The following is a 20,640-nucleotide window of genomic DNA, read 5'->3' as shown; positions in this document are numbered from 1 at the left end:
GGGGTCAGTCGTCGTCGTCGGTCGACGCGAGCAACTCGTAGACCTCGGCGGTCGTGGTCGACCCGCGCAGGGCGGCGGCCTTGTCGGGGTCCATCAGGATGCTGGCCAGCTGGCTGAGGATCGCGATGTGGCCGTTGCCCTTGGCGGCGATGCCGACCGTGACCGAGACCTCGTTGCCGTCCCAGTCGACCGGGGTCGGGAACCGCAGGACGACGAGGGCGTCCTCTTTGACCGAGTCCTTGCCGGCAAGGGTGCCGTGCGGGATCGCCACACCCTCGCCGACGTAGGTGGACACCGAGTTCTCACGCTCGAACATCGCGTCGACGTACGTCTCGTCGATCGCGCCCGCGTCGATGAGCGCCTGACCCGTCTTGCGGATGGCCTCGTCACGCGAGGCGGCGACCTCGTCGAGTCGGATGGACGACTCGGCGAGGAGCGCCGAGAGCTCGGGTGCCTGCTGGTCGGTCATCGTCAGACCTCGACCGTCGAGCCGTCCTGGATCGCCTTGACGATCTTGGCGACGTTGGGGTCTCCCATGAACAGCTGGAACGGCACGACGGGCACGTTCGGCACGACACCGCGGGCGCGCTCGGCCAGGTTGTTCTGGGTGACGACGACGTCGGCATCCGACGGGATCGACGCGACGGGCGAGTGCTCGACGGTGACACCGCTCTTCTTCAGCTGCTTCTTGAGCGTGGACGCCAGCATGACGCTGCTGCCCATGCCCGCGTCGCACGCGACGATGAGTTTCTTGATGCTGGAACCGTCGAGGGTTGCCATGACCTTCTCCTTGTGTGGTGGTGGTGCTGACTGGTGGTGCGGGCGGGCTAGGCGGTGGGTGCCGCGGTGCCCTTGCTGGTGGCCTTGTTGGCCGCGGTGGCGGCCTGGGCGTCGGCGAGAGCCTGCTCCTGTGCGGCGGTGTCCTCGGCACGGGCCTCGCGGTTCTCCTTGCGGCCGAAGCCCATCAGGAGGGACGAGACGACGAACGAGACGGCCGCCGAGAGCAGGATACCCAGGTAGATCGGGAGAAGGTCCCCGCGGGCGGCGACGAGCGTGTAGGCGATGATGCTGCCGGGCGAGGCGGGACCGACGAGGCCGACGTTGAAGAGCGCGAAGGTCGCGATGCCGGTCGCACCACCGAGGACGGCGGCGACGAGCAGGATCGGCTTCATGAGCACGTACGGGAAGTAGATCTCGTGGATGCCACCGAAGAAGTGGACGATGATCGCGGCCGGCGCCGAGGGGCGGATGGCGCGGGGACCGAAGAAGAGGTAAGCGAGGAGGATGCCGAGGCCCGGGCCGGGGTTCGACTCGAGCATGAAGAGGATCGACTTGCCGGCCTCTTGAACCTGCGTGCCACCGAGCGGGGTCAGGATGCCCTGGTTGATGGCGTTGTTGAGGAACAGCACCTTGGCGGGCTCGATGATGATCGACGCCAGGGGCAGGAGGCCGCGGTCGACGAGGAACCCGACGGCGCCACCGAAGACGTTCGTGATCGCCGTGGTGACCGGGGCCAGGCCGAAGAAGGCCAGGACGCCCATGGCGCCACCGATGATGCCGAGCGAGAAGTTGTTGACGAGCATCTCGAAGCCGGACTTGATGCGGCCGTCGACGAGCTTGTCGAACTGCTTCAGGACCCAGGCGGCGAGCGGGCCCACGATCATCGCGCCGAGGAACTGCGGCACGTCGGTCGCGACGATGACGCCCATGACGGCGACGGCGCCGATGACGGCACCGCGCTGACCGTGGACCATGCGACCACCCGTGTAGGCGATCAGGATCGGCAGGAGGTACTTGATGATCGGGCCGACGAGACCGGGCCACGGCGTGCCGTCCGACATCTCGCCGAAGCCGCCGAGCTGGGGAACCGGCGTCCAACCGGTCTGGATGAAGAGGGCCGTGATGAGGCCCCAGGCGATGAAGGCGCCGATGTTCGGCATGATCATGCCGGCCAGGAAGCCACCGAAGCGCTGGACGCGTGCTCGGGCTCCCGTACCGGTGACGGTGGGGGTGAATTCGGACATGGTGAGGACTTCTCCTTGTTGCTCTCAGCGACGAGAGGGATGTGGGGTGGTGGAGGGGGTGTGAGGTGCTGTGGTGCGTCGGAGGGGTTCGGGGGTGGCCGGTCGGACTCGCGTCATGCGATCACGACCCTGGGGCCGGCCTGTTCGACGTCGTCGGCCAACTCGGCGTCCACGCCGGAGTCGGTGATGACGGTGTCGACGTCGGTGAGCGGAGCGACCTTGGCGAAGTCCTCGCGACCGAACTTGGTGTGGTCGGCGAGGACGACGGTCCGCCGTGACGCGGCGATGAGTGCGCGCTTGACCCGCGCCTCCGCCAGATCGGGGGTGCTGATGCCGCGCTCGACCGAGACGCCGTTGGTGCCGATGAACGAGACGTCGGCGAAGACGTCGGCGATCTGGGCCCGCGTCCAGTCCCCCACCGCCGAGTACGTGCGCGTCCGGATGAGACCACCGAGGAGGTGCAGGGTGACGTTCGGTCGGCTGATCAGGATGGTGGCGACGGCGAGGGAGTGCGTGACCACGGTCAGCTCGCGATCGAGGGGCAGCAGTTCGGCGAGACGGATGGTGGAGGTGCCGGCGTCGACGATGATCGAGCCGCCGTCGGGCAGCTCGTCGAGGGCAGCCCGCGCGATGCGCTCCTTCTCGGACGCGGCCGTGCCCTCTCGGTCGACCACGGGCGGCTCGATGCCGAGGCGCTCGACGGCGATGGCGCCTCCGTGCACGCGGCGGAGGACGCCCCGGCGCTCGAGGGCGGTCAGATCGCGGCGCACGGTCTCTGGCGCGACCGAGAGCTCTCGTGCGAGACCGGCGACCTCGACGCGGCCCCGGGACAGGGCGGTGTCGAGGATCTGCTGGTGACGCTCCGGTGCGTACATGAGAGACCTCGTCGTCGGACTGCACGGCAGCCTCGAGGAGCTGACCGGTGGTGCGGAAGTGCGGAAGGAGTTCAACTGCTGTTGATCTGCGCTTATATAAGTCCGTTTGTGTGGCCCGGTCAAGTCTGTGCCGCGTGTCGTGTCCGTTTGTGCCCGGGTCGAGGGTGATTCACTGCCCGATGGGCAGCTGATGACCCGAGGAACGGGCATCACGTGCCCGAGCGGGGGCCTGAGCGGAGGGACACGAGGAGGCGCGGGTTCGGAACCGCAGGACCAGCCGGCCCGCCGTCGCCGACCACGGCCTGGAGGCGACCTCGGGTGGTCGGCCTCTCAGGCACGGACGTCGTCTGGTCAGTGGGCTGCTGCGTCCCAGCTCTCGCCGAGGCCGACGCTGACGTCGAGCGGCACACGCAGGTCGGCCGCGCTGCTCATGCGTCGGCTGACGATCTCTTGCACGTCGTCGACCTCGCCCGGTGCGACCTCGACGATGAGTTCGTCGTGCACCTGCAGCAGGACGCGCGAGCCCATCTCTCGCTCGTCGAGTTCGGACCGGACGCCGAGCATCGCGATCTTCATGATGTCGGCCGCCGAGCCCTGGATCGGCGCGTTCAACGCGGCCCGCTCGGCGTTCTCGCGCAGGACGCGGTTGGGGGACTTGAGGTCGGCGAACGGGCGGCGCCGACCGTAGATGGTCTCGGTGTATCCGTCTTCGCGAGCCTGCTCGACGACGTTGCGGAGGTATTCGCGTACGGCACCGAAACGGGCGAAGTAGTCGGTCATGAGCTGGCGTGCCTCTGCCGTCTCGATGCGCAGCTGCTTCGACAGGCCGAAGGCGCTGAGCCCGTAGGCGAGGCCGTAGGACATGGCCTTGACCTTGGTGCGCATGGCAGGGCTGACGTCGGCGGGTTCCACCCCGAAGATGCGGGCACCGACGAACCGGTGCAAGTCCTCGCCCTCGTTGAACGCCTGGATCAGCCCCTCGTCACCCGAGAGGTGCGCCATGATGCGCATCTCGATCTGCGAGTAGTCGGCCGTGAGGAGCGTCTCGTAGTCGGGCCCGTGCACGAACGCGGCGCGGATCTCTCGCCCGACGGCGGCCTTGACCGGGATGTTCTGGAGGTTGGGGTCGACGGACGAGATGCGCCCGGTCGTCGTGCCCGTCTGGTCGTAGGTCGTGTGGATGCGGGCGTCGTCGGCGATCGACTTCTCGAGGGTCTCGATGATCTGGCGCAGCTTCGTCGCGTCGCGGTGCTTCAACAGCAGGTCGAGGAAGGGGTGCGGGTGCTTCTCTTGCAGATCGGCCAAGGAGGCGGCGTCGGTCGAGTAGCCCGTCTTGGTCGCCCGGGTCTTGGGCATCTCGAGCTGTTCGAACAGTACCTCTTGCAGCTGCTTGGGTGAGCCGAGGTTGACCTCGCGGCCGATCTCGGCGAAGGCCGCCGTGGCCAGCTCGCCGGCCTGTTCACCCAGACGCAGCGAGAGTGCCTTGAGGGTGTCGCGGTCCGCCGCGACGCCCGTGAGCTCCATGTCGCCGAGCACCGGCACGAGCGGCAGTTCGATCTCGGTGAGCACTCGTCGGGAGCCTTCGTCGAGGGCGGCCACGAACGACTCGGAGAGCCGGAGGACGTACCAGGCCTCGGATGCCACGTTGACGTCGTCCTCGGCCGACACGAGCTGGTTGGGGTCACCGACGGGCAGGGTCTCGCCCAGCTGCTCGTAGACGAGGTCGGATAGTGCGAACGATGTGCGGCCCGGGCGCAGCAGCCAGGCGGCGACCCGGGGGTCGCCGACGATGCCGGTCAGCGTCAGACCGGCGCGCGAGAGAGCCTTGTAGGCCCGCTTCGCGTCGTGGACCACCTTGGGTGTGGCGTCGTCGAGCCAGGCCTCGAGGGCGACGTAGTCGCCGCGTCCGGCGGCCCACGGCACGTACGCCGACTCGTCGAGGGACGAGATGCCGAGCCCGACGATGCCGTCCGTCCCGTACTCGACCGTCAGGCCGACGGGCTTCTCGGGGTCGGACGCGTGTTTCTTCAGCCAGAAGGCGAGTTCTTCGTCGATGAGGGTCCGGACGACCGGGAGGCCCTCGGGGGCCGCCGTCACCGATGCCTCACCCGCGTTCGCCGTCGACGGGTCGCCCGACTCGGACAAGGCCAGGACGCGGTCGAGCAGCGTTCGGAACTGCAGCTTGTCGAACAGCTCGCGAACGGCGGCCTCGTCGATGCCCCGGCGTTCGAGGTCTCCGGGGCCCACCGGGAGGTCGACGTCGGTGACGAGCCGGTTCAGTCGGCGGTTGCGGACGGCGTTCTCTTTCTGCTCGCGGAGCTTCTGCCCGACGACGCCCTTGATCTCGTCGGCTCGCGCGATGATCTCGTCGAGACCGCCGTAGAGGTTGATCCACTTGACGGCTGTCTTCTCCCCCACCTTGTCGATGCCGATGAGGTTGTCGCTCGTCTCGCCGACCAGGGCGGCGACCTCGGGGTACTGGTTGGGCTCGATGCCGTACCGCTCGAAGACCTTGTCGCGGTCGTACCGCGTGAGCTCGCTCACACCGCGGGCCGAGGGGTAGAGGAGCGTGACGTCGTCGTTGACCATCTGGATGGCGTCACGGTCGCCGGAGACCACCAACACCCGGTACCCGTCGTCGCGACCGCGGGTGGCGAGGGTCGCGAGGATGTCGTCGGCTTCGAAGTCCTCTTTCGTGATCGTGGTGATGCCCATGGCGTGCAGCGCCTCTTGCAGGAGCGGGATCTGGCCGACGAACTCGGGCGGCGTCTCTGAGCGAGTGCCCTTGTACTCGGGGTACTCACGGGTGCGGAAGGAGAAACGCGAGATGTCGAACGCGACGGCGAGATGCGTCGGCTTCTCGGCCTTGAGCAGGCTGAGCAGCATCGAGATGAAGCCGTGGATGGCGTTGGTGTGCTGGCCTTCGCGATTCACGAAACTGTCGACCGGCAGGGCGTAGAACGCCCGGAAAGCAAGGGAATGGCCGTCGATGACCAGGAGGGTAGGCTTCGTGTCGTCCGTCACCACGTCAGCCTAGCGGGCACCCCCGACACCGTCGCCGGGCGCCTCGGTCCGATCACCCGGAGAGCCATGAGCAGTCCGTCCGCCGTCCCGAACGACGCCGAGAGGACCGTCTCCTCGGACGCGTCCCTGAGCGACGCCGCCGTCGAGCTGTTCCGCCGTCGAGGCGTCGGCGCGCTGGCCGAGAAGATGGGCATCGTCATCGACGAGATGAGTGCCGAGCGGGCCGTGGGCCGGATGCCCGTGGAGGGCAACACGCAGCCGGTCGGCATCCTGCACGGTGGCGCGCACGTCGTCCTGGCGGAGACCCTGGGGTCGGTGGCCGCGAACGTCCACGCCGGAGCCGGCCGAGTCGCCATGGGCATCGAACTGAACGCCAGTCACAGTCGGTCGGCGGCGACGGGGTGGGTGACGGGCACCTGCACGGCCCTGCACCTCGGCTCCACGCTCACCACGCACCAGGTCGTCATGACCGACGATCGAGGTCGTCTCCTGTCGACGGTGCGGATCACGAACTTCCTCACGGACGCTCGCGACTAGGCCACCGACGGGAGAAGGCCCGCTCCGGTCGTCGGGGCGGGCCTTCTCTCGTCGCGGACGACTACTTCTTGGCGCTCAGCTGTTCGATGATCGCCTGGGCCACGTCGTGCATCGTCAGGCGTCGATCCATCGACGCCTTCTGGATCCAGCGGAAGGCCTCGGGCTCGGTGAGACCCATCTTCTCGTTGAGGAGGCCCTTGGCCCGGTCGACGAGTTTGCGGGTCTCGAACCGCTCGACCAGGTCGGCGACCTCGGCCTCGAGGGTGATGATCTGTGCGTACCGCGAGAGGGCGATCTCGATCGCGGGCAGCAGGTCGTTGGGCGTGAAGGGCTTCACGACGTAGGCGAGGGCGCCGGCTTCGCTCGCCCGTTCGACGAGTTCTTTCTGGCTGAAGGCCGTCAACAGGACGACGGGCGCGATGTGCGCCTTCGAGAGCCGCTCGGCGGCCGAGATGCCGTCCAGCTGGGGCATCTTGACGTCCATGATGACGAGGTCGGGGCGCAGCTCGGTCGCAAGGGCGACCGCGGTCTCGCCGTCTCCGGCTTCGCCCACCACCTCGAAACCGTTGTCGCGGAGGATCTCGACGATGTCGAGGCGGATGAGGGACTCATCTTCGGCCACGACGACGCGACGGGGTGCTGCTGGGGTTGCTTCCTGGTCACTCACGACGTGAAGCCTACGGTATTGTCGACCCGGTTGTTGTGCGCCGGATTGGCGGAATGGCAGACGCGGAGCACTCAAAATGCTCTGTCCGTGAGGGCGTGTGGGTTCGAGTCCCACATCCGGCACCAGCCCCGTCGAGAACCAGGCCGACGAGATGTGGCTCTCCTTGCCTCGTCCGGCCTTCGAGACGACACGCCGACACGAGTTCCGCCCAGAGGGTGTGCCCGTAGGCATCCGTGCACTACGCTGATGACACTGGTTGTTGTGTTACGCATTTGTATCTCGCGACGTGCCGAAGGCCTCCTCTCACCGAGAGGGGTTCCGACGGTGGCGTCGTTCTCAGAGGGAGCGGACAAAAAGGCACCGCGACGAGCGATCTCGAAATCGAGATCGACAACTCTGATTGAAGGAAATAGAAAAATGGCAACAGGCACCGTTAAGTGGTTCAACTCCGAAAAGGGCTTCGGCTTCATCACCCCCGACGACGGAACCACTGACGTCTTCGCGCACTTCTCCGCGATCGCCGGCGACGGCTACCGCAACCTGGAAGAGAACCAGAAGGTCGAGTTCGACACGGCTCAGGGCAACAAGGGCCTCCAGGCCGAGAACATCCGCGTCATCTGACTCGGTGGCGTCCTCGTGACGCCGTCAGTCGGCGGGTTCGCCCGCCACTGAACCGAAAGCCCCGATCCGCTCACGCGGGTCGGGGCTTTCTCCGTCTCCGGCTCGTGGGACCGAGAGGGCGGAGTCTCACGGAAGCGGAAAGCCGAGGAGGCGCGCCACAGGCTCGTAGTCCTGGCTGGCCGTCCGGTAGGCGATTTCCCACTCGGCGATCCGTGCTCCGGCCTCGCGGGGATCGGTGAACCGGTCGTCGTCACCGCCGCCGGCGACCAGGGCTTCACGGGCGTCGCGATACCGGCTGGTGAGGGTCGACCAGAGGACGAGTTCGTCCCCGGTGGAGTCCTCGGGAGCCGCGCGGGCCACGTCCCAGGGAACCTCGACGACCGGAAGGGGGCCGTCCGACGGGCTCGTCGCATCGGCAGCAGGCACCTGGTCGTCGGTTCCCTCACGAAAGATCGTCCGCGTGCCGATGGCGAGAACGGCACCCACCACGGCCCCCAGGACGACGATGAGCGACAGGGCCCAGAGCCCGTCGACCCGCCAGACCGTCGCGGCTACTCCCCCGAGGAACGAACCGCCGACGACGGCCCCGAGGGTCGCCCACCGGCCCGGCCCCGCGCCTCCTCGGCCGGTCTCCGGCATCTGGGGACCGAGGCTGCGTCGGGTCTCGGCCACGCCGTGACCGCTCCACGACGGCACGACGTACAAGCGAGCCTCGAATTCGAAGCACGAGGGGTGTCGGGCGTCCACGGACATGCGGTGAGCGTACGCCCCGCCGCCACGACGAAGCCGGGACGATCCGGTGGGATCGCCCCGGCTTCGCCAGGAGTGTCGCGGTGTGTCAGGGCTGCGATGCGTAGGCCGGGGCGGCCTCGCCGTGAGCGTCGCCCACACGGTGCACCCGCAGGTCGTTCGTCGAACCCGCGATTCCGGGAGGGGACCCGGCGATCACGATGACCTTGTCACCCGACTCGGCGAGATCGTTGCCGAGCAGGATGTCGTCGACCTGCGCGAACATCGCGTCGGTGTGCGTGACGGTCTCGACCAGGTAGGACTGCACGCCCCAGCTGATGGCCATGCGGCGACGGATGGCCTCGTTGGGCGTGAAGGCCAGGATGGGGATCGCGTGGCGGAGACGCGACATGCGACGGACCGAGTCACCCGACTCGGTGAAGACGCAGAGGAACTTCGCCTGGACGAACTCGGCGACGTCGGCCGCGGCGAGCGTGATGGCGCCGCCCTGGGTGCGGGGACGGGTGCCCAGCGGGGGGATGCGCTCGAGACCGTGCTCTTCGGTGGAGGCGACGATGCGCGCCATCGTCTGCACCGTGATGACGGGGTACTCGCCGACGCTCGTCTCGCCCGAGAGCATGACCGCGTCCGTGCCGTCGAGGACGGCGTTCGCGACGTCGGAGGTCTCGGCTCGCGTGGGGATCGGGCTCGAGATCATCGACTCGAGCATCTGCGTGGCGACGATGACCGGCTTGGCCATGCGACGCGAGAGCTCGACCGCGTGCTTCTGCACGATGGGCACGGCCTCGAGGGGCAGCTCGACGCCGAGGTCACCGCGGGCGACCATGATGCCGTCGAACGCGTCGATGATCGCCTCGAGGTTGTCGACCGCTTGGGGCTTCTCGATCTTGGCGTAGACGGGGACCTTCCGGCCCTCTTCGGCCATGATCTCGTGCACGCGCACGACGTCGTCCGCGTCACGCACGAACGAGAGGGCGATCAGGTCGGCACCGAGCTGGAGACCCCAACGCAGGTCGGCCTCGTCCTTCTCGGACAGAGCGGGGACGTTGACGGCCACGCCCGGGAGGTTGATGCCCTTGTTGTTCGAGACGGTCCCGGCCACGACGACCTCGGTCGTGACGACGGTCCCGTCGGTCTCGAGGACGCGCAGCTTGACGCGACCGTCGTCGATCAGGAGTGGATCGCCCGCCTTGACGTCGTCGGGCAGGCCCTTGAACGTCGTGCCGCAGATCTCTTTCGAACCCAGGATCTCGTCCGTGGTGATCTTGAACACGTCGCCGACCTCGAGGTCGTGCGGACCGTCGGCGAACTTGCCGAGGCGGATCTTGGGGCCCTGCAGGTCGACGAGGACCGCGACGGCGCGGCCCGAGTCGGCGGACGCCTGGCGGACGTTCGCGTAGACGCCCTCGTGGACGTCGTAGCTTCCGTGGCTGAGGTTCATGCGGGCGACGTCGACGCCGGCGTCGATGATCGCCCGGATGTCGTCGTAGCTCGACGTCGCCGGCCCGAGGGTGGCGACGATCTTTGCGCGTCTCATGTGTTCCGTTCGTGTGGGGGGAAAGGGGGGAGGGACGACTACAGCCCGACTCCCACCCTATTCCCGTCGGAAGGCGGGATCAGACCGAGATGGACCGATCGGTGGGCTTCACCGGGAAGGGCAGCACGGTCTCGCCCTCGAGGTAGGCGTCGACGGCCGAGGCCGTGGCCCGACCCTCGGCGATGGCCCAGACGATGAGCGACTGCCCTCGACCTGCGTCACCGGTCACGAAGACGCCGGGCTCGCCGGTCTCGTACGTCGCGCCACGCTCGAGTGATCCGTGACCGTCGAAGGTGAGCCGCAGCTGTCCCTCGATGGTGTCGCGCTCGGGCCCGGTGAATCCGAGCGCGAGGAGGACGAGGTCGGCGGGGACCTCGCGCTCGGTGCCCGCCTTGGGGACCCGTCGGCCGTCGACGTACTCGGTCTCGGCGACGCGGATGGCCCGCACCTCACCGACCTCGTTCGTCAGGAACTCGACGGTCGAGGCCAGGTAGACCCGCTCGCCGCCCTCTTCGTGGGCGCTGGACACCTCGAACAACGTGGGGAACATCGGCCACGGCTGGGCCTCGGGGCGCTCGTCGGGCGGCTGCTGACCGATCGCGAGGTTGGTCACCGACAGGGCACCCTGACGGTGTGCGGTGCCGATGCAGTCGGCACCGGTGTCACCACCACCCAGGACGACGACGTGCTTGCCCTCGGCCGTGATCTGGTCGGCCACCGTGTCGCCCGCTCCGGCCTTGTTCTGCTGCACGAGGTAGTCCATGGCGAAGTGGATGCCGGACAGGTCGCGTCCCGGGATCGGCAGGTCACGAGGAACGGTGGCCCCCGTCGCGACGACGACGGCGTCGTAGCGGGCCCTGAGGTCGTCCCAGGCGATGTCGCGGCCGATCTCGACCCGGGCGCGGAAGCGCGTGCCCTCGGCCTGCATCTGGGCGATGCGCTGCTCGAGTTGCTTCTTCTCCATCTTGAAGTCGGGGATGCCGTAGCGCAGGAGACCGCCGATGCGGTCCTCGCGCTCGTACACGGCGACCGTGTGTCCCGCGCGGGTGAGCTGCTGGGCGGCGGCGAGTCCGGCGGGGCCCGAACCGACCACCGCGACCGTCTTGCCGGTCAGGCGCTCTGGCGGGTGCGGGGTCACCCAGCCGTTGGCGAAGGCCTGGTCGATGATCGAGACCTCGACCTGCTTGATGGTCACCGGAGGCTGGTTGATCCCCAGGACGCACGACGACTCGCACGGCGCGGGGCAGAGACGACCCGTGAACTCGGGGAAGTTGTTGGTCGCGTGAAGGCGCTCGATGGCCTGGCGGCCCTCGCCGCGCCACATGAGGTCGTTCCACTCGGGAATCAGGTTGCCCAACGGGCAGCCCTGGTGGCAGAACGGCACGCCACAGTCCATGCAGCGGCCCGCCTGGCGACGGAGCTCGCCGCTCTCCTGTTGCTCGTAGACCTCTTTCCAGTCCATGAGCCTGACCGACACGGGGCGGCGCTTGGGTAGCTCGCGGGACTGCGTCTTCAGGAAGCCTTTGGGGTCAGCCACCGGTCACCTCCAGGATTCTCTTCCAGGTTTCGTCGCCATCGGGGTCGAGACCCTCGTCGACGGCCGTCTGCCGGGTGGCGAGGACGGCGGCGTAGTCGCGGGGCAGCACCTTGACGAACTCGGCCGTCGTGGCGTCGAGGTCGTCGAGCATGCGCTGAGCCACGGGCGATCCGGTCTCGGCGAGGTGCCGCTGCAGCAGATCGGTGAGGATCTCGACGTCGGCGCTGCCGAGCGGGTGGAGTTCGAGTTCACCGGACGCGAGCGCCTCGGCGTTGACCCGTTCGGGCTTGAGTCGGTGCACGTAGGCCGTGCCGCCCGACATGCCCGCGCCGAGGTTGCGGCCCGTGTCGCCGAGGATGACGGCGAGGCCGCCCGTCATGTACTCGAGCGCGTGGTCACCCACGCCCTCGGCGACCGCGCTGGCCCCGGAGTTGCGGACCAGGAAGCGCTCCCCCACGATGCCGCGCAGGAACATGCTGCCCTGGGTGGCGCCGTAACCGATGACGTTGCCGGCGATGACGTTCTCCTCGGCGGCGAAGGCGCTGCCGCGGGGAGGGCGCACGACGACGTTGCCGCCGGAGAGCCCCTTGCCCACGTAGTCGTTGCTGTCGCCTTCGAGTCGCAGCGTGATGCCGGAGGGCAGGAAGGCTCCGAGCGACTGACCGGCCGAGCCGCTGAGGTTGATCTCGATGCTGCCGTCGGGCAACCCGTGCTCGCCGTGTCGCAGGGTGACCTCGTGCCCGAGCATGGTGCCGACCGCGCGCTCGGTGTTGCGGACGGGCAGCGTGATCTCGACGTGTCCGCCGTTCTCCAGCACGTCCGCGCTGCGCTCGATCAACTGGACGTCGAAGTGCTCGTCGAGACCGTGGTCCTGCGTGGTGTGGTTGCGACGGGGCTCGTCGTCGGCGAAGGTCGGCCCGACCAACACCGGCGCCAGGTCGAGACCCGATGCCTTCCAGTGGTCGACGGCGCGGTCGACGTCGAGGACGTCCGTCCGGCCGATGGCCTCGTCGAGGCTGCGGAAACCCAGGGCGGCCAGGTACTCGCGCACCTCCTGGGCGAGGAACTCGAAGAAGTTGACGACGAACTCTGGTTTGCCCGAGAAACGGGCACGGAGCTCGGGGTTCTGCGTCGCCACGCCCACCGGGCAGGTGTCGAGGTGACAGACCCGCATCATGATGCAGCCCTCGACGATGAGCGGCGCCGTCGCGAAACCGAACTCCTCTCCGCCGAGCAGGGCGGCGATGAGGACGTCACGACCGGTCTTCATCTGACCGTCCACCTGCACGACCACACGGTCGCGCATGCCGTTGAGCATCAGGGTCTGCTGGGTCTCGGCCAGGCCGATCTCCCAGGGCGTACCCGCGTGCTTCAGCGAGTTCAGCGGACTGGCGCCGGTGCCCCCGTCGTGACCGGACACGAGCACGACGTCGGCCAGGGCCTTCGTGACCCCCGCCGCGACCGCGCCGATGCCCGACTGGCTCACGAGCTTGACGTGGACGCGTGCCTTGGGGTTGGCACGCTTGACGTCGAAGATGAGCTGCTTCAGGTCTTCGATCGAGTAGATGTCGTGGTGCGGCGGCGGGGAGATGAGGCCGACGCCCGCCGTGGCATGCCGGGTGCGCGCGACCCACGGGTAGACCTTGGTCGGCGGCAGCTGACCGCCTTCGCCGGGCTTGGCGCCCTGCGCCATCTTGAGCTGGATGTCGGTGGCGTGCGTCAGGTACATGCTCGTGACGCCGAACCGGCCGGAGGCCACCTGCTTGACGGCACTGCGGCGCTCGGGGTCGAGCAGCCGGTCGACGTCCTCACCGCCTTCGCCGGTGTTGGACTTCCCGCCGAGGCGGTTCATCGCGATCGCGAGGGTCTCGTGGGCCTCTTGCGAGATCGAGCCGTAGCTCATCGCTCCTGTCGAGAACCGCTTGACGATCGCCTCGATGGGCTCGACCTCGTCGAGCGGCACGGGTGGTCGCACGCCGTGCTTGATCCGGAACAGCCCGCGCAGCGTCATCAGCTGCTCGGCCTGGTCGTCGACCAGCTTGGTGTACTCGCGGAAGATGTCGTAGCGGCGCGTGCGCGTGGCGTGCTGGAGCCGGAACACGGTGTCGGGGTTGAAGAGGTGCCGGGGGCCCTCGCGGCGCCACTGGTACTCGCCACCGGTGGCAAGCCGCTCGTGGGCGATGACGGAGCCGTCGCTCGGGTAGGCGCTCGTGTGACGCTGCTTGTTCTCGGCAGCGATGACGTCGATTCCGACGCCGCCGAGCATCGACGAGGTGCCGGTGAAGTAGGTGTCGACGAACTCCTGGCTGAGGCCCACGGCCTCGAACGCCTGTGCCGCGGCGTAGCTCGACACCGTCGAGATGCCCATCTTCGACATGATCTTGAGCACGCCTTTGCCGAGCGCCTTGATCAGGTTGTGGACGGCGTCCTCGGGGCTCAACCCGGTGATCATGCCCGCGCGTACGAGGTTCTCGCAGGTCTCCATCGCGAGGTACGGGTTGACCGCGGACGCGCCGTAGCCGATCAGGGTGGCCACGTGGTGCACCTCGCGCACGTCGCCGGCCTCGACGATCAGGCCGACCTTCATGCGGTTCTCGGTGCGGATCAGATGGTGGTGGACCGCGGCGATCATGAGCAGGGACGGCACGGGGGCGAAGTCGGCGTTCGAGTCGCGGTCGGAGAGCACGATGAACTCGGCGCCGGCCTCGATGGCGTCGTCCACTTCGTTGCACATGGCGGCGATGCGCTTCTCGAGCGCCCGTGGGCCCTTGTCCGCCCGGTACAGCCCACGGATGGTCGACGTCTTGCGGGAACCGGGGCTCGGGTCGATGTGCTGGATCTTCGCGAGCTCGTCGTTGTCGATCACCGGGAAGTCCAGGATCACCTGACGGGCGTGCTCGGGCGTCGCGGCGAGCAGGTTCCGCTCGGGGCCGAGGCCGAGCTTGAGCGACGTGACCACCGACTCGCGGATCGAGTCGAGCGGCGGGTTCGTCACCTGGGCGAACTGCTGTGTGAAGTAGTCGAACAGGAGGCGCGGACGCTCCGACAGGACGGCGATCGGCGTGTCGCTTCCCATGGCCCCCAGGGGCTCCGCACCGGTCTTCGCCATCGGGGTCAGCAGGATGCGGACCTCTTCTTCGGTGTACCCGAAGGTGCGCTGACGGCGGGTGACCGACGCAGGGGTGTGCACGATGTGCTCGCGCTCGGGCAGCTCGGAGAGGTGGATGCGCCCCTCGGCGAGCCACTCGCCGTACGGTGCCGCCGTGGCGAGATCGCGCTTGATCTCGTCGTCCTCGACGATGCGCCCGGCCTCGGTGTCGACCAGGAACATCTTGCCGGGGCGGAGCCGGCCCTTTCGGACCACCTTGGCGGGGTCGACGTCGATGACGCCGATCTCGCTCGCGAGGACCACGAGGCCGTCGTCGGTGACGAGGTAGCGGCCCGGTCGCAGGCCGTTTCGATCGAGGGTGGCACCGACGTGCGTGCCGTCGGTGAACGTGATGGCGGCCGGGCCGTCCCACGCCTCCATGAGCATGGAGTGGTACTCGTAGAAGTCGCGCAGGGTCGGGTCGATGTCGACCTGGTTCTCCCAGGCCTCGGGCACCATCATCATGACCGCGTGCGGCAACGACCGGCCGGTCAGGCTGAGCAGCTCGACGACCTCGTCGAACGACGCCGAGTCACTCGCCCCCGGGCTGACGATCGGAAGGATGGGCTTGAGGTCACCGATCAGCTCGTTCTCGAGCTGGGACTGACGCGCGCGCATCCAGTTGCGGTTGCCCCGGACCGTGTTGATCTCGCCGTTGTGCGCGATCATGCGGAACGGTTGCGCCAGCGGCCACGACGGGAACGTGTTCGTCGAGTAGCGCGAGTGCACGATGGCGAGCTTCGACGCGAAGCGTTCGTCGCTCAGGTCGGGGTAGAAGGGCTCCAGCTGCAGTGTGGTGACCATGCCCTTGTAGACCATGGTCCGGCTGCTCAGCGAGGTGAAGTAGGCCGAGAGTTTGCGCTCGGCACGTTTGCGCAGCCGGAACGCCTGGCGGTCCAGCGCGACACCGGCGAGCGGGACGCCGTCGGCGTCGTGGTGCCTGCTCGCGACGAAGAGCTGCTCGAAGGCGGGCATGGCGTTGCGCGCGAGGGTGCCCAGCTCGTCGGGTCGCACGGGGACCTCGCGCCAGCCGAGCACGTCGAGGTGCTCGAGGTCGGCGATGCGCTCGATGCCCGTCTTGAGCTCGGAGCGCTCCTGCTCGTCGAGGGGCAGGTAGGCGATGCCCACCGCGTACCGGCCTGCCGGCGGCAGGTCGAAGTCGACCTCGTGACGGAGGAACTCGTCGGGCACCTGGCAGAGGATGCCCGCACCGTCGCCGGTGCCGGCGTCGGAGCCGACGGCACCTCGGTGCTCGAGGTTCCGGAGGGCTCGAAGGGCTGTGTCGACGATGTCGTGGCCAGGGGTTCCGCGGAGGGTCGCGACCATGGCGAGACCACAGGCATCCTTCTCGTTGCGCGGGTCGTAGAGGCCGCTGGCCTCGGGAACCGTGCTGAACTGCTGGTGTGCTGGCGTGAGAGCCATGGAATCCGTCCTCACGAAGAGATCCGACAGGGGGTGGGACGACGTCGGCCCGAGGAGCCTCACGGAACCGCGGTCTGTGGGCGGCCCCGAGTCAGCGGGAGAGGTCGGCTCGTGGCGACCGTGGGCGTGCACGCCGGCAGGAGGGGCCGACTGCGCTCGATCTTACGAGGCGCGGGTGCGTGCACAGAACCGTGTCGCGGGCGGATCGTTCGCACCGGGATGGGGTGGAGAGGATCGGGCGCCACGACGATGGGGCGCCGGGCCCGCGGCCGTCGTGGAGTGGACGACCTAGGGACGCGGTGAGCGATCGGTGTTGTCGTCCGATGCGCTGACGGTGACCAACTCGGGTTCGTCGTTCTCCGTGTACGTGTCGTCGGAGTCTACAGCAGACGTTCGCTCGCTCGGCGCGCGACCGGGAACGTAGGGGCCGGGGACGGTGCCGGTGTGACGACGTGCGGCGACGACGAAGAGGACGATGCCGAGGACGATGGCGAAGAAGCTCATCCAGACGTTCGTCCGGATGCCGAAGAACAGCAGGCTGGGGTCGGTGCGGATCGACTCGAACCAGGCACGGCCGATGCCGTACCAGACCAGGTAGAAGGCCAACGACCGGCCCCACTGCATCGGAGCCTTCTTCTCGAGGAGCAACAGGATCGCGACCCCCGCGAGCATCCAGACGATCTCGTACAGGAACGTGGGGTGGAAGAGCGTGCCCTCGGGCAGGCCCGTCGGGTAGGCGGCGTTCGTCGATTCGATCTCGAGGCCCCAGGGCAGGTCGGTCGGCATGCCGAAGAGCTCGTGGTTGAACCAGTTGCCGAGGCGTCCGAACGCCTGTGCGACGAGCAGCCCGGGGGCGAGGGCGTCCGCGAACACCGTGAACCGCAGACCGGTGAAGCGGCAGCCGAGCCAGACGCCCACGGCACCCAACAGGAGTGCTCCGTAGATGGCGAGGCCGCCTTCCCACACGAACAGGACGTGGATGTACTGGTCGGGCGAGGAGAAGTAGTCCGCGGGGTGGGTGATGACGTGGAAGAGGCGTCCCCCCGCGATGCCGAAGACCACGGCCCAGATGGCCACGTCGATGACGATGCCCTTCTCGGCCCCCTGCCGGTTGAGGCGGTGGTTCGTGATGACGACCGCCGCGACGATGCCGACGAGGATGCAGATGGCGTAGGCGTGGATGCGCAGCGAGCCGGGCAGCGAAGCCCCGAAGGTCGAGTTCAACCAGGCGGTGACGTCGAAGTACTGCCAGGCGGCCGACGGGCTCGGGATGCTCAGGGGAACGAACACGGGCGTGGTGCCTTTCGGAGGGATGCGGAGCGTCGGTCACCCGACGGGTGACGACTCTAGCGCGGGGGCGTCGGACCCGAGAGGGTCAGGAGGCGGAAGGGGCCGCGCCGGACGCCAGGTCGGCGGAGACCTCGGCGAGACGTTCGACCCCTCCGTCGGCGAGGGCTCGGACGAAGGCCGAACCGATGATGGCACCGTCGGCGTATTCGAGTACTTCGCGGACCTGCTGGGCGGTGGAGATGCCGAGACCCACGCAGGCGTTCTCGACGCCCACCTCGCGGAGGCGGGCGACGAGGGTGCTCGCCGCTGCGTCCACGTCGGTGCGGGCGCCGGTGATGCCCATCGTCGAGACGGTGTACACGAAGCCGCGACTGCTCGCGACGGCCTGTCGGAGGCGCGATTCACTGGACGACGGAGCGGCCAGGAAGACCCGGTCGAGGTCCGCCGCTGCGGCGGCGGTCACCCATGCGTCGGCCTCGTCGGGGATGAGGTCCGGGGTGATGAGCCCGGCGCCGCCCGCGGCCGCGAGGTCGTCGGCGAAACGCTGGACGCCGTACTGCTCGACCGGATTCCAGTAGGTCATCGGGATGACGGGCGCGTCGACGCGCGAAGTGATCTCGCGGATCGCCGTGAAGACGTCGCGTACACGGAACCCCTCGGCGAGCGATCGCTGCGTCGCGGCCTGGATCACCGGCCCGTCCATCACGGGGTCGGAGTAGGGGATGCCGAGTTCGATGACGTCGATGCCGTTCTCGGCCATCGCCACCGCGGCCTCGATGCTCGTGTCGAGATCGGGGAACCCGACCGGCAGGTATCCCACGACGGCACCGCTCCCGGCTTCTCGCCGAGCCCGGATCGCGTCGCCGACCTTGCTCGTTCCGCCCGGAACCGCGGCGGTCACAGCTGCTGTGCCTTCTCGTCGAGGACGCCGAAGTACCGGCTCGCGGTCGAGACGTCCTTGTCGCCACGCCCGCTGAGAGAGACCAGGATCGTCCAGTCGGGGTGCTCCAGGCCGAGCTTGATCGTGCCCGCCAGTGCGTGTGCCGACTCGATGGCGGGCATGATGCCCTCGGTCTGCGAGAGGAGACGGAAGGCCTGCATGGCCTCGTCATCGGTGATCGGCTGGTACTCGGCTCGTCCCGTCTCGGACAGCCAGGCGTGCTCGGGGCCGACACTCGGGTAGTCGAGACCTGCCGAGATGGAGTGGCTCTCGAGGGTCTGACCGTCCTCGTCTTGCATGAGGTAGGACTTGGTGCCCTGCAGGTTGCCGATGCGGCCGAGCGTGATCGAGGCCGCGTGACGGCCCGTCTCGACGCCGTCGCCGCCGGCCTCGAAGCCGAACAGCCGGACCGAGGGATCGTCGAGGAACGCGTGGAAGATGCCCATGGCGTTCGAGCCGCCGCCGACGCAGGCCGTGACGGCGTCGGGCAGGGCACCGGTGAGGTCGAGGACCTGCTGGCGGGCCTCTTCGCCGATGATCTTGTGGAAGTCGCGCACCATGGCGGGGAACGGGTGCGGGCCGGCGACGGTGCCCAGCACGTAGTGCGTGGTGTCGACGCTGGCCACCCAGTCGCGCATGGCGTCGTTGATGGCGTCCTTGAGGGTGCGGGAGCCGGTCGTGACCGAGACGACCTCGGCCCCGAGCAAGCGCATCCGTGCGACGTTGAGCGCCTGGCGCTCGGTGTCGACCTGGCCCATGTAGACGACGCACTCCATGCCGAAGAGCGCGGCTGCGGTGGCCGTGGCGACGCCGTGCTGACCCGCCCCGGTCTCGGCGATCAGACGGGTCTTGCCGAGCTTGCGGGCCAGCAAGGCCTGACCGAGCACGTTGTTGATCTTGTGCGACCCCGTGTGGTTGAGGTCCTCGCGTTTGAGGATGATGCGGGCGCCGCCCGCGTGCTGGGCGAAGCGCGGCACCTCGGTGATGATCGACGGCCGACCCGTGTAGGTGGCGTGCAGAGCCGTCAACTCGGCAGCGAACTCGGGGTCGACGGCGGCGGCCTTGTACGCCGCGTCGAGCTCGTCGAGAGCGGCCACGAGGGACTCGGGCACGAAGCGCCCACCGAACGAACCGAAGTACGGGCCCGTCTCGTCGCGTAATGCCATGGTCAGACCTCCAGGAAGCGGGTGATGGCGTCGGCGGGGTCGCCGTGGGTCACGAGGGCTTCGCCCACGAGCACGACGTCGGCGCCCGAGCGACGGTAGTGGGCGACGTCGTCGGGAGACGAGACGGCCGACTCGGCGACGCGGGTGACGCCCGCCGGGATCGATCCGGACAAGCGGCCGAACAGGTCCCGGTCGAGTTCGAAGGTCGTCAGGTCGCGAGCGTTGACGCCGAGGACGGTGGCGCCGGCATCGAGGCCTCGCGACACCTCGTCGGCGGAGTGCGCCTCGATCAGGGCCGTCATGCCCAGCTGCCGGACGAGGTCGTGCAACTCGACGAGACGGCGCTGCTCGAGCCCGGCCACGATCAGCAGGACGAGGTCGGCGCCGGCTGCCCTGGCCTCGAAGACCTGGTAGGCGTCGGCGATGAAGTCCTTGCGGAGGACGGGGACGTCGACGGCCGCGCGGACCGCTTCGAGATCGGCGAGGGAGCCCTTGAACTTGCGGCCCTCGGTGAGGACGCTGATCGCGCTCGCTCCCCCGGCTGCGTAGGACAGGGCCAACGACGCCGGATCGGCGATCGCCGAGAGATGGCCTCGAGACGGGCTGGCGCGCTTGACCTCGGCGATGACCTTGACGCGGTCGGCCGGGGCGAGGGCGGCGCGGGCGTCGAGTGCGGGGTCGCGCGAGAGAGCCGCCGCCTCGACGGCGGCGAACGGAAGGGACTCACGGCGTGCTGCAGCGTCGGCCACGGCACCCGCGTACAGGTCGTCGAGCACCTAGTTGTGGGCCTTCGGCACGTAGCGGTGGCCGCCGACGCCGTAGCCGGCCTTCTTGAGCACGAGACCCACGACGAGTCCGACGACGACCAGGCCGGCGGAGGCCCAGACGATCCACGGGACGTCGAGGAAGAACGCCAGGGTGCCGATGGCGAAGCCGACCAACATGATGACCACGGCGGTCCAGGCCGCGGGCGAGTTGCCGTGCCCGAGGTCGTCGGCCGTCTCGGTGTCGCGGCCCTTCGAGCCGGAGTCGACCTTCGCCGGGGCGTTCTTCAGGGGCGCGTCGCCACCGGAGGGGGTGCTCGTCGTGTTCGTGCTCACAG

At 68.7% G+C, this 20,640-nt stretch carries 17 protein-coding genes and 1 tRNA gene; 3 read left to right on the top strand and 15 right to left on the bottom strand.

Going from position 1 to position 20,640, the window contains the following annotated elements:
• Window positions 1-4: 4 nt before the first annotated feature.
• From ASE87_RS16630 to polA, 5 genes are all read right to left on the bottom strand, one after another.
• A complete protein-coding gene (locus ASE87_RS16630; RefSeq protein ID WP_043592800.1) occupies window positions 5-469 on the bottom strand; it encodes a PTS sugar transporter subunit IIA in 465 nt (154 codons plus the stop codon).
• 2 nt (window positions 470-471) lie between these two features.
• Window positions 472-780, bottom strand: coding sequence for a PTS lactose transporter subunit IIB (locus ASE87_RS16625; RefSeq protein WP_043592799.1), 309 nt, complete (start codon window positions 778-780; stop codon window positions 472-474).
• A 47-nt stretch (window positions 781-827) separates the two neighbouring features.
• Window positions 828-2,024, bottom strand: a complete 1,197-nt coding sequence (locus tag ASE87_RS16620) for a PTS mannitol transporter subunit IICB (protein ID WP_052505062.1) — start codon at window positions 2,022-2,024, stop codon at window positions 828-830.
• A 113-nt stretch (window positions 2,025-2,137) separates the two neighbouring features.
• The gene (locus ASE87_RS05215; RefSeq protein ID WP_043592798.1) at window positions 2,138-2,899 is read right to left on the bottom strand and encodes a DeoR/GlpR family DNA-binding transcription regulator; all 762 of its coding nucleotides are present in this window, start codon (window positions 2,897-2,899) and stop codon (window positions 2,138-2,140) included.
• A 351-nt stretch (window positions 2,900-3,250) separates the two neighbouring features.
• Entirely contained in the window at window positions 3,251-5,923 is a 2,673-nt protein-coding gene (gene polA / locus ASE87_RS05210; RefSeq protein ID WP_056226901.1) for a DNA polymerase I, read from the bottom strand.
• A 186-nt stretch (window positions 5,924-6,109) separates the two neighbouring features.
• On the opposite strand from polA, the gene ASE87_RS05205 reads away from it, so the two are divergent.
• Window positions 6,110-6,460, top strand: coding sequence for a PaaI family thioesterase (locus ASE87_RS05205; protein ID WP_235472223.1), 351 nt, complete (start codon window positions 6,110-6,112; stop codon window positions 6,458-6,460).
• Between the two features lie 61 nt (window positions 6,461-6,521).
• Here the strand turns inward: ASE87_RS05205 and ASE87_RS05200 are convergent, their stop codons facing one another.
• Entirely contained in the window at window positions 6,522-7,127 is a 606-nt protein-coding gene (locus ASE87_RS05200) for an ANTAR domain-containing response regulator (protein WP_043592796.1), read from the bottom strand.
• 39 nt (window positions 7,128-7,166) lie between these two features.
• On the opposite strand from ASE87_RS05200, the gene ASE87_RS05195 reads away from it, so the two are divergent.
• A tRNA-Leu gene (locus tag ASE87_RS05195) sits at window positions 7,167-7,252 on the top strand.
• 292 nt (window positions 7,253-7,544) lie between these two features.
• A complete protein-coding gene (locus ASE87_RS05190) occupies window positions 7,545-7,748 on the top strand; it encodes a cold-shock protein (protein WP_043592793.1) in 204 nt (67 codons plus the stop codon).
• A gap of 126 nt (window positions 7,749-7,874) precedes the next feature.
• Here the strand turns inward: ASE87_RS05190 and ASE87_RS05185 are convergent, their stop codons facing one another.
• The 9 genes from ASE87_RS05185 to ASE87_RS05145 form a co-directional block, all read right to left on the bottom strand.
• Window positions 7,875-8,501 carry a hypothetical protein gene (locus tag ASE87_RS05185; protein WP_056226461.1) on the bottom strand — a complete coding sequence of 209 codons (627 nt, stop codon included), beginning with the start codon at window positions 8,499-8,501 and terminating at the stop codon, window positions 7,875-7,877.
• Between the two features lie 85 nt (window positions 8,502-8,586).
• Complete coding sequence (gene pyk, locus ASE87_RS05180; RefSeq protein ID WP_056226458.1) at window positions 8,587-10,035, bottom strand: pyruvate kinase; 1,449 nt, start codon at window positions 10,033-10,035, stop codon at window positions 8,587-8,589.
• Between the two features lie 79 nt (window positions 10,036-10,114).
• Window positions 10,115-11,572, bottom strand: coding sequence for a glutamate synthase subunit beta (locus ASE87_RS05175; protein ID WP_043592786.1), 1,458 nt, complete (start codon window positions 11,570-11,572; stop codon window positions 10,115-10,117).
• The gene (gene gltB / locus ASE87_RS05170) at window positions 11,565-16,142 is read right to left on the bottom strand and encodes a glutamate synthase large subunit (protein ID WP_056226455.1); all 4,578 of its coding nucleotides are present in this window, start codon (window positions 16,140-16,142) and stop codon (window positions 11,565-11,567) included. The genes ASE87_RS05175 and gltB overlap by 8 nt, the downstream gene beginning before the upstream one ends.
• Window positions 16,143-16,430: 288 nt before the next feature.
• Entirely contained in the window at window positions 16,431-17,432 is a 1,002-nt protein-coding gene (gene lgt, locus ASE87_RS05165; protein ID WP_052505061.1) for a prolipoprotein diacylglyceryl transferase, read from the bottom strand.
• Between the two features lie 85 nt (window positions 17,433-17,517).
• Complete coding sequence (gene trpA, locus ASE87_RS05160; protein ID WP_043592782.1) at window positions 17,518-18,333, bottom strand: tryptophan synthase subunit alpha; 816 nt, start codon at window positions 18,331-18,333, stop codon at window positions 17,518-17,520.
• Window positions 18,330-19,538 carry a tryptophan synthase subunit beta gene (gene trpB / locus ASE87_RS05155; protein ID WP_043592780.1) on the bottom strand — a complete coding sequence of 403 codons (1,209 nt, stop codon included), beginning with the start codon at window positions 19,536-19,538 and terminating at the stop codon, window positions 18,330-18,332. The genes trpA and trpB overlap by 4 nt, the downstream gene beginning before the upstream one ends.
• A 2-nt stretch (window positions 19,539-19,540) precedes the next feature.
• Window positions 19,541-20,314, bottom strand: a complete 774-nt coding sequence (gene trpC / locus ASE87_RS05150; protein ID WP_056226450.1) for an indole-3-glycerol phosphate synthase TrpC — start codon at window positions 20,312-20,314, stop codon at window positions 19,541-19,543.
• Window positions 20,315-20,593, bottom strand: a complete 279-nt coding sequence (locus ASE87_RS05145) for a DUF6704 family protein (RefSeq protein ID WP_043592886.1) — start codon at window positions 20,591-20,593, stop codon at window positions 20,315-20,317. It abuts the gene before it with no gap.
• Window positions 20,594-20,640 lie beyond the last annotated feature (47 nt).

It is taken from the genome of Frigoribacterium sp. Leaf44, assembly GCF_001421865.1.
Taxonomy (GTDB): Bacteria; Actinomycetota; Actinomycetes; order Actinomycetales; family Microbacteriaceae; genus Frigoribacterium.
The sequence above is the reverse complement of the archived record's forward strand: the minus strand, read 5'-3'. Positions and strand labels throughout refer to the sequence as shown.

Bases quoted from the DNA above. Each gene is read 5' to 3' on its own strand.
- ASE87_RS16630 (WP_043592800.1), bottom strand. From the start codon at position 469: ATGACCGACCAGCAGGCACCCGAGCTCTCGGCGCTCCTCGCCGAGTCG.
- ASE87_RS16625 (WP_043592799.1), bottom strand. From the start codon at position 780: ATGGCAACCCTCGACGGTTCCAGCATCAAGAAACTCATCGTCGCGTGC.
- ASE87_RS16620 (WP_052505062.1), bottom strand. From the start codon at position 2,024: ATGTCCGAATTCACCCCCACCGTCACCGGTACGGGAGCCCGAGCACGC.
- ASE87_RS05215 (WP_043592798.1), bottom strand. From the start codon at position 2,899: ATGTACGCACCGGAGCGTCACCAGCAGATCCTCGACACCGCCCTGTCC.
- ASE87_RS05205 (WP_235472223.1), top strand. From the start codon at position 6,110: ATGGGCATCGTCATCGACGAGATGAGTGCCGAGCGGGCCGTGGGCCGG.
- ASE87_RS05190 (WP_043592793.1), top strand. From the start codon at position 7,545: ATGGCAACAGGCACCGTTAAGTGGTTCAACTCCGAAAAGGGCTTCGGC.
- ASE87_RS05185 (WP_056226461.1), bottom strand. From the start codon at position 8,501: ATGTCCGTGGACGCCCGACACCCCTCGTGCTTCGAATTCGAGGCTCGC.
- pyk (WP_056226458.1), bottom strand. From the start codon at position 10,035: ATGAGACGCGCAAAGATCGTCGCCACCCTCGGGCCGGCGACGTCGAGC.
- gltB (WP_056226455.1), bottom strand. From the start codon at position 16,142: ATGGCTCTCACGCCAGCACACCAGCAGTTCAGCACGGTTCCCGAGGCC.
- trpB (WP_043592780.1), bottom strand. From the start codon at position 19,538: ATGGCATTACGCGACGAGACGGGCCCGTACTTCGGTTCGTTCGGTGGG.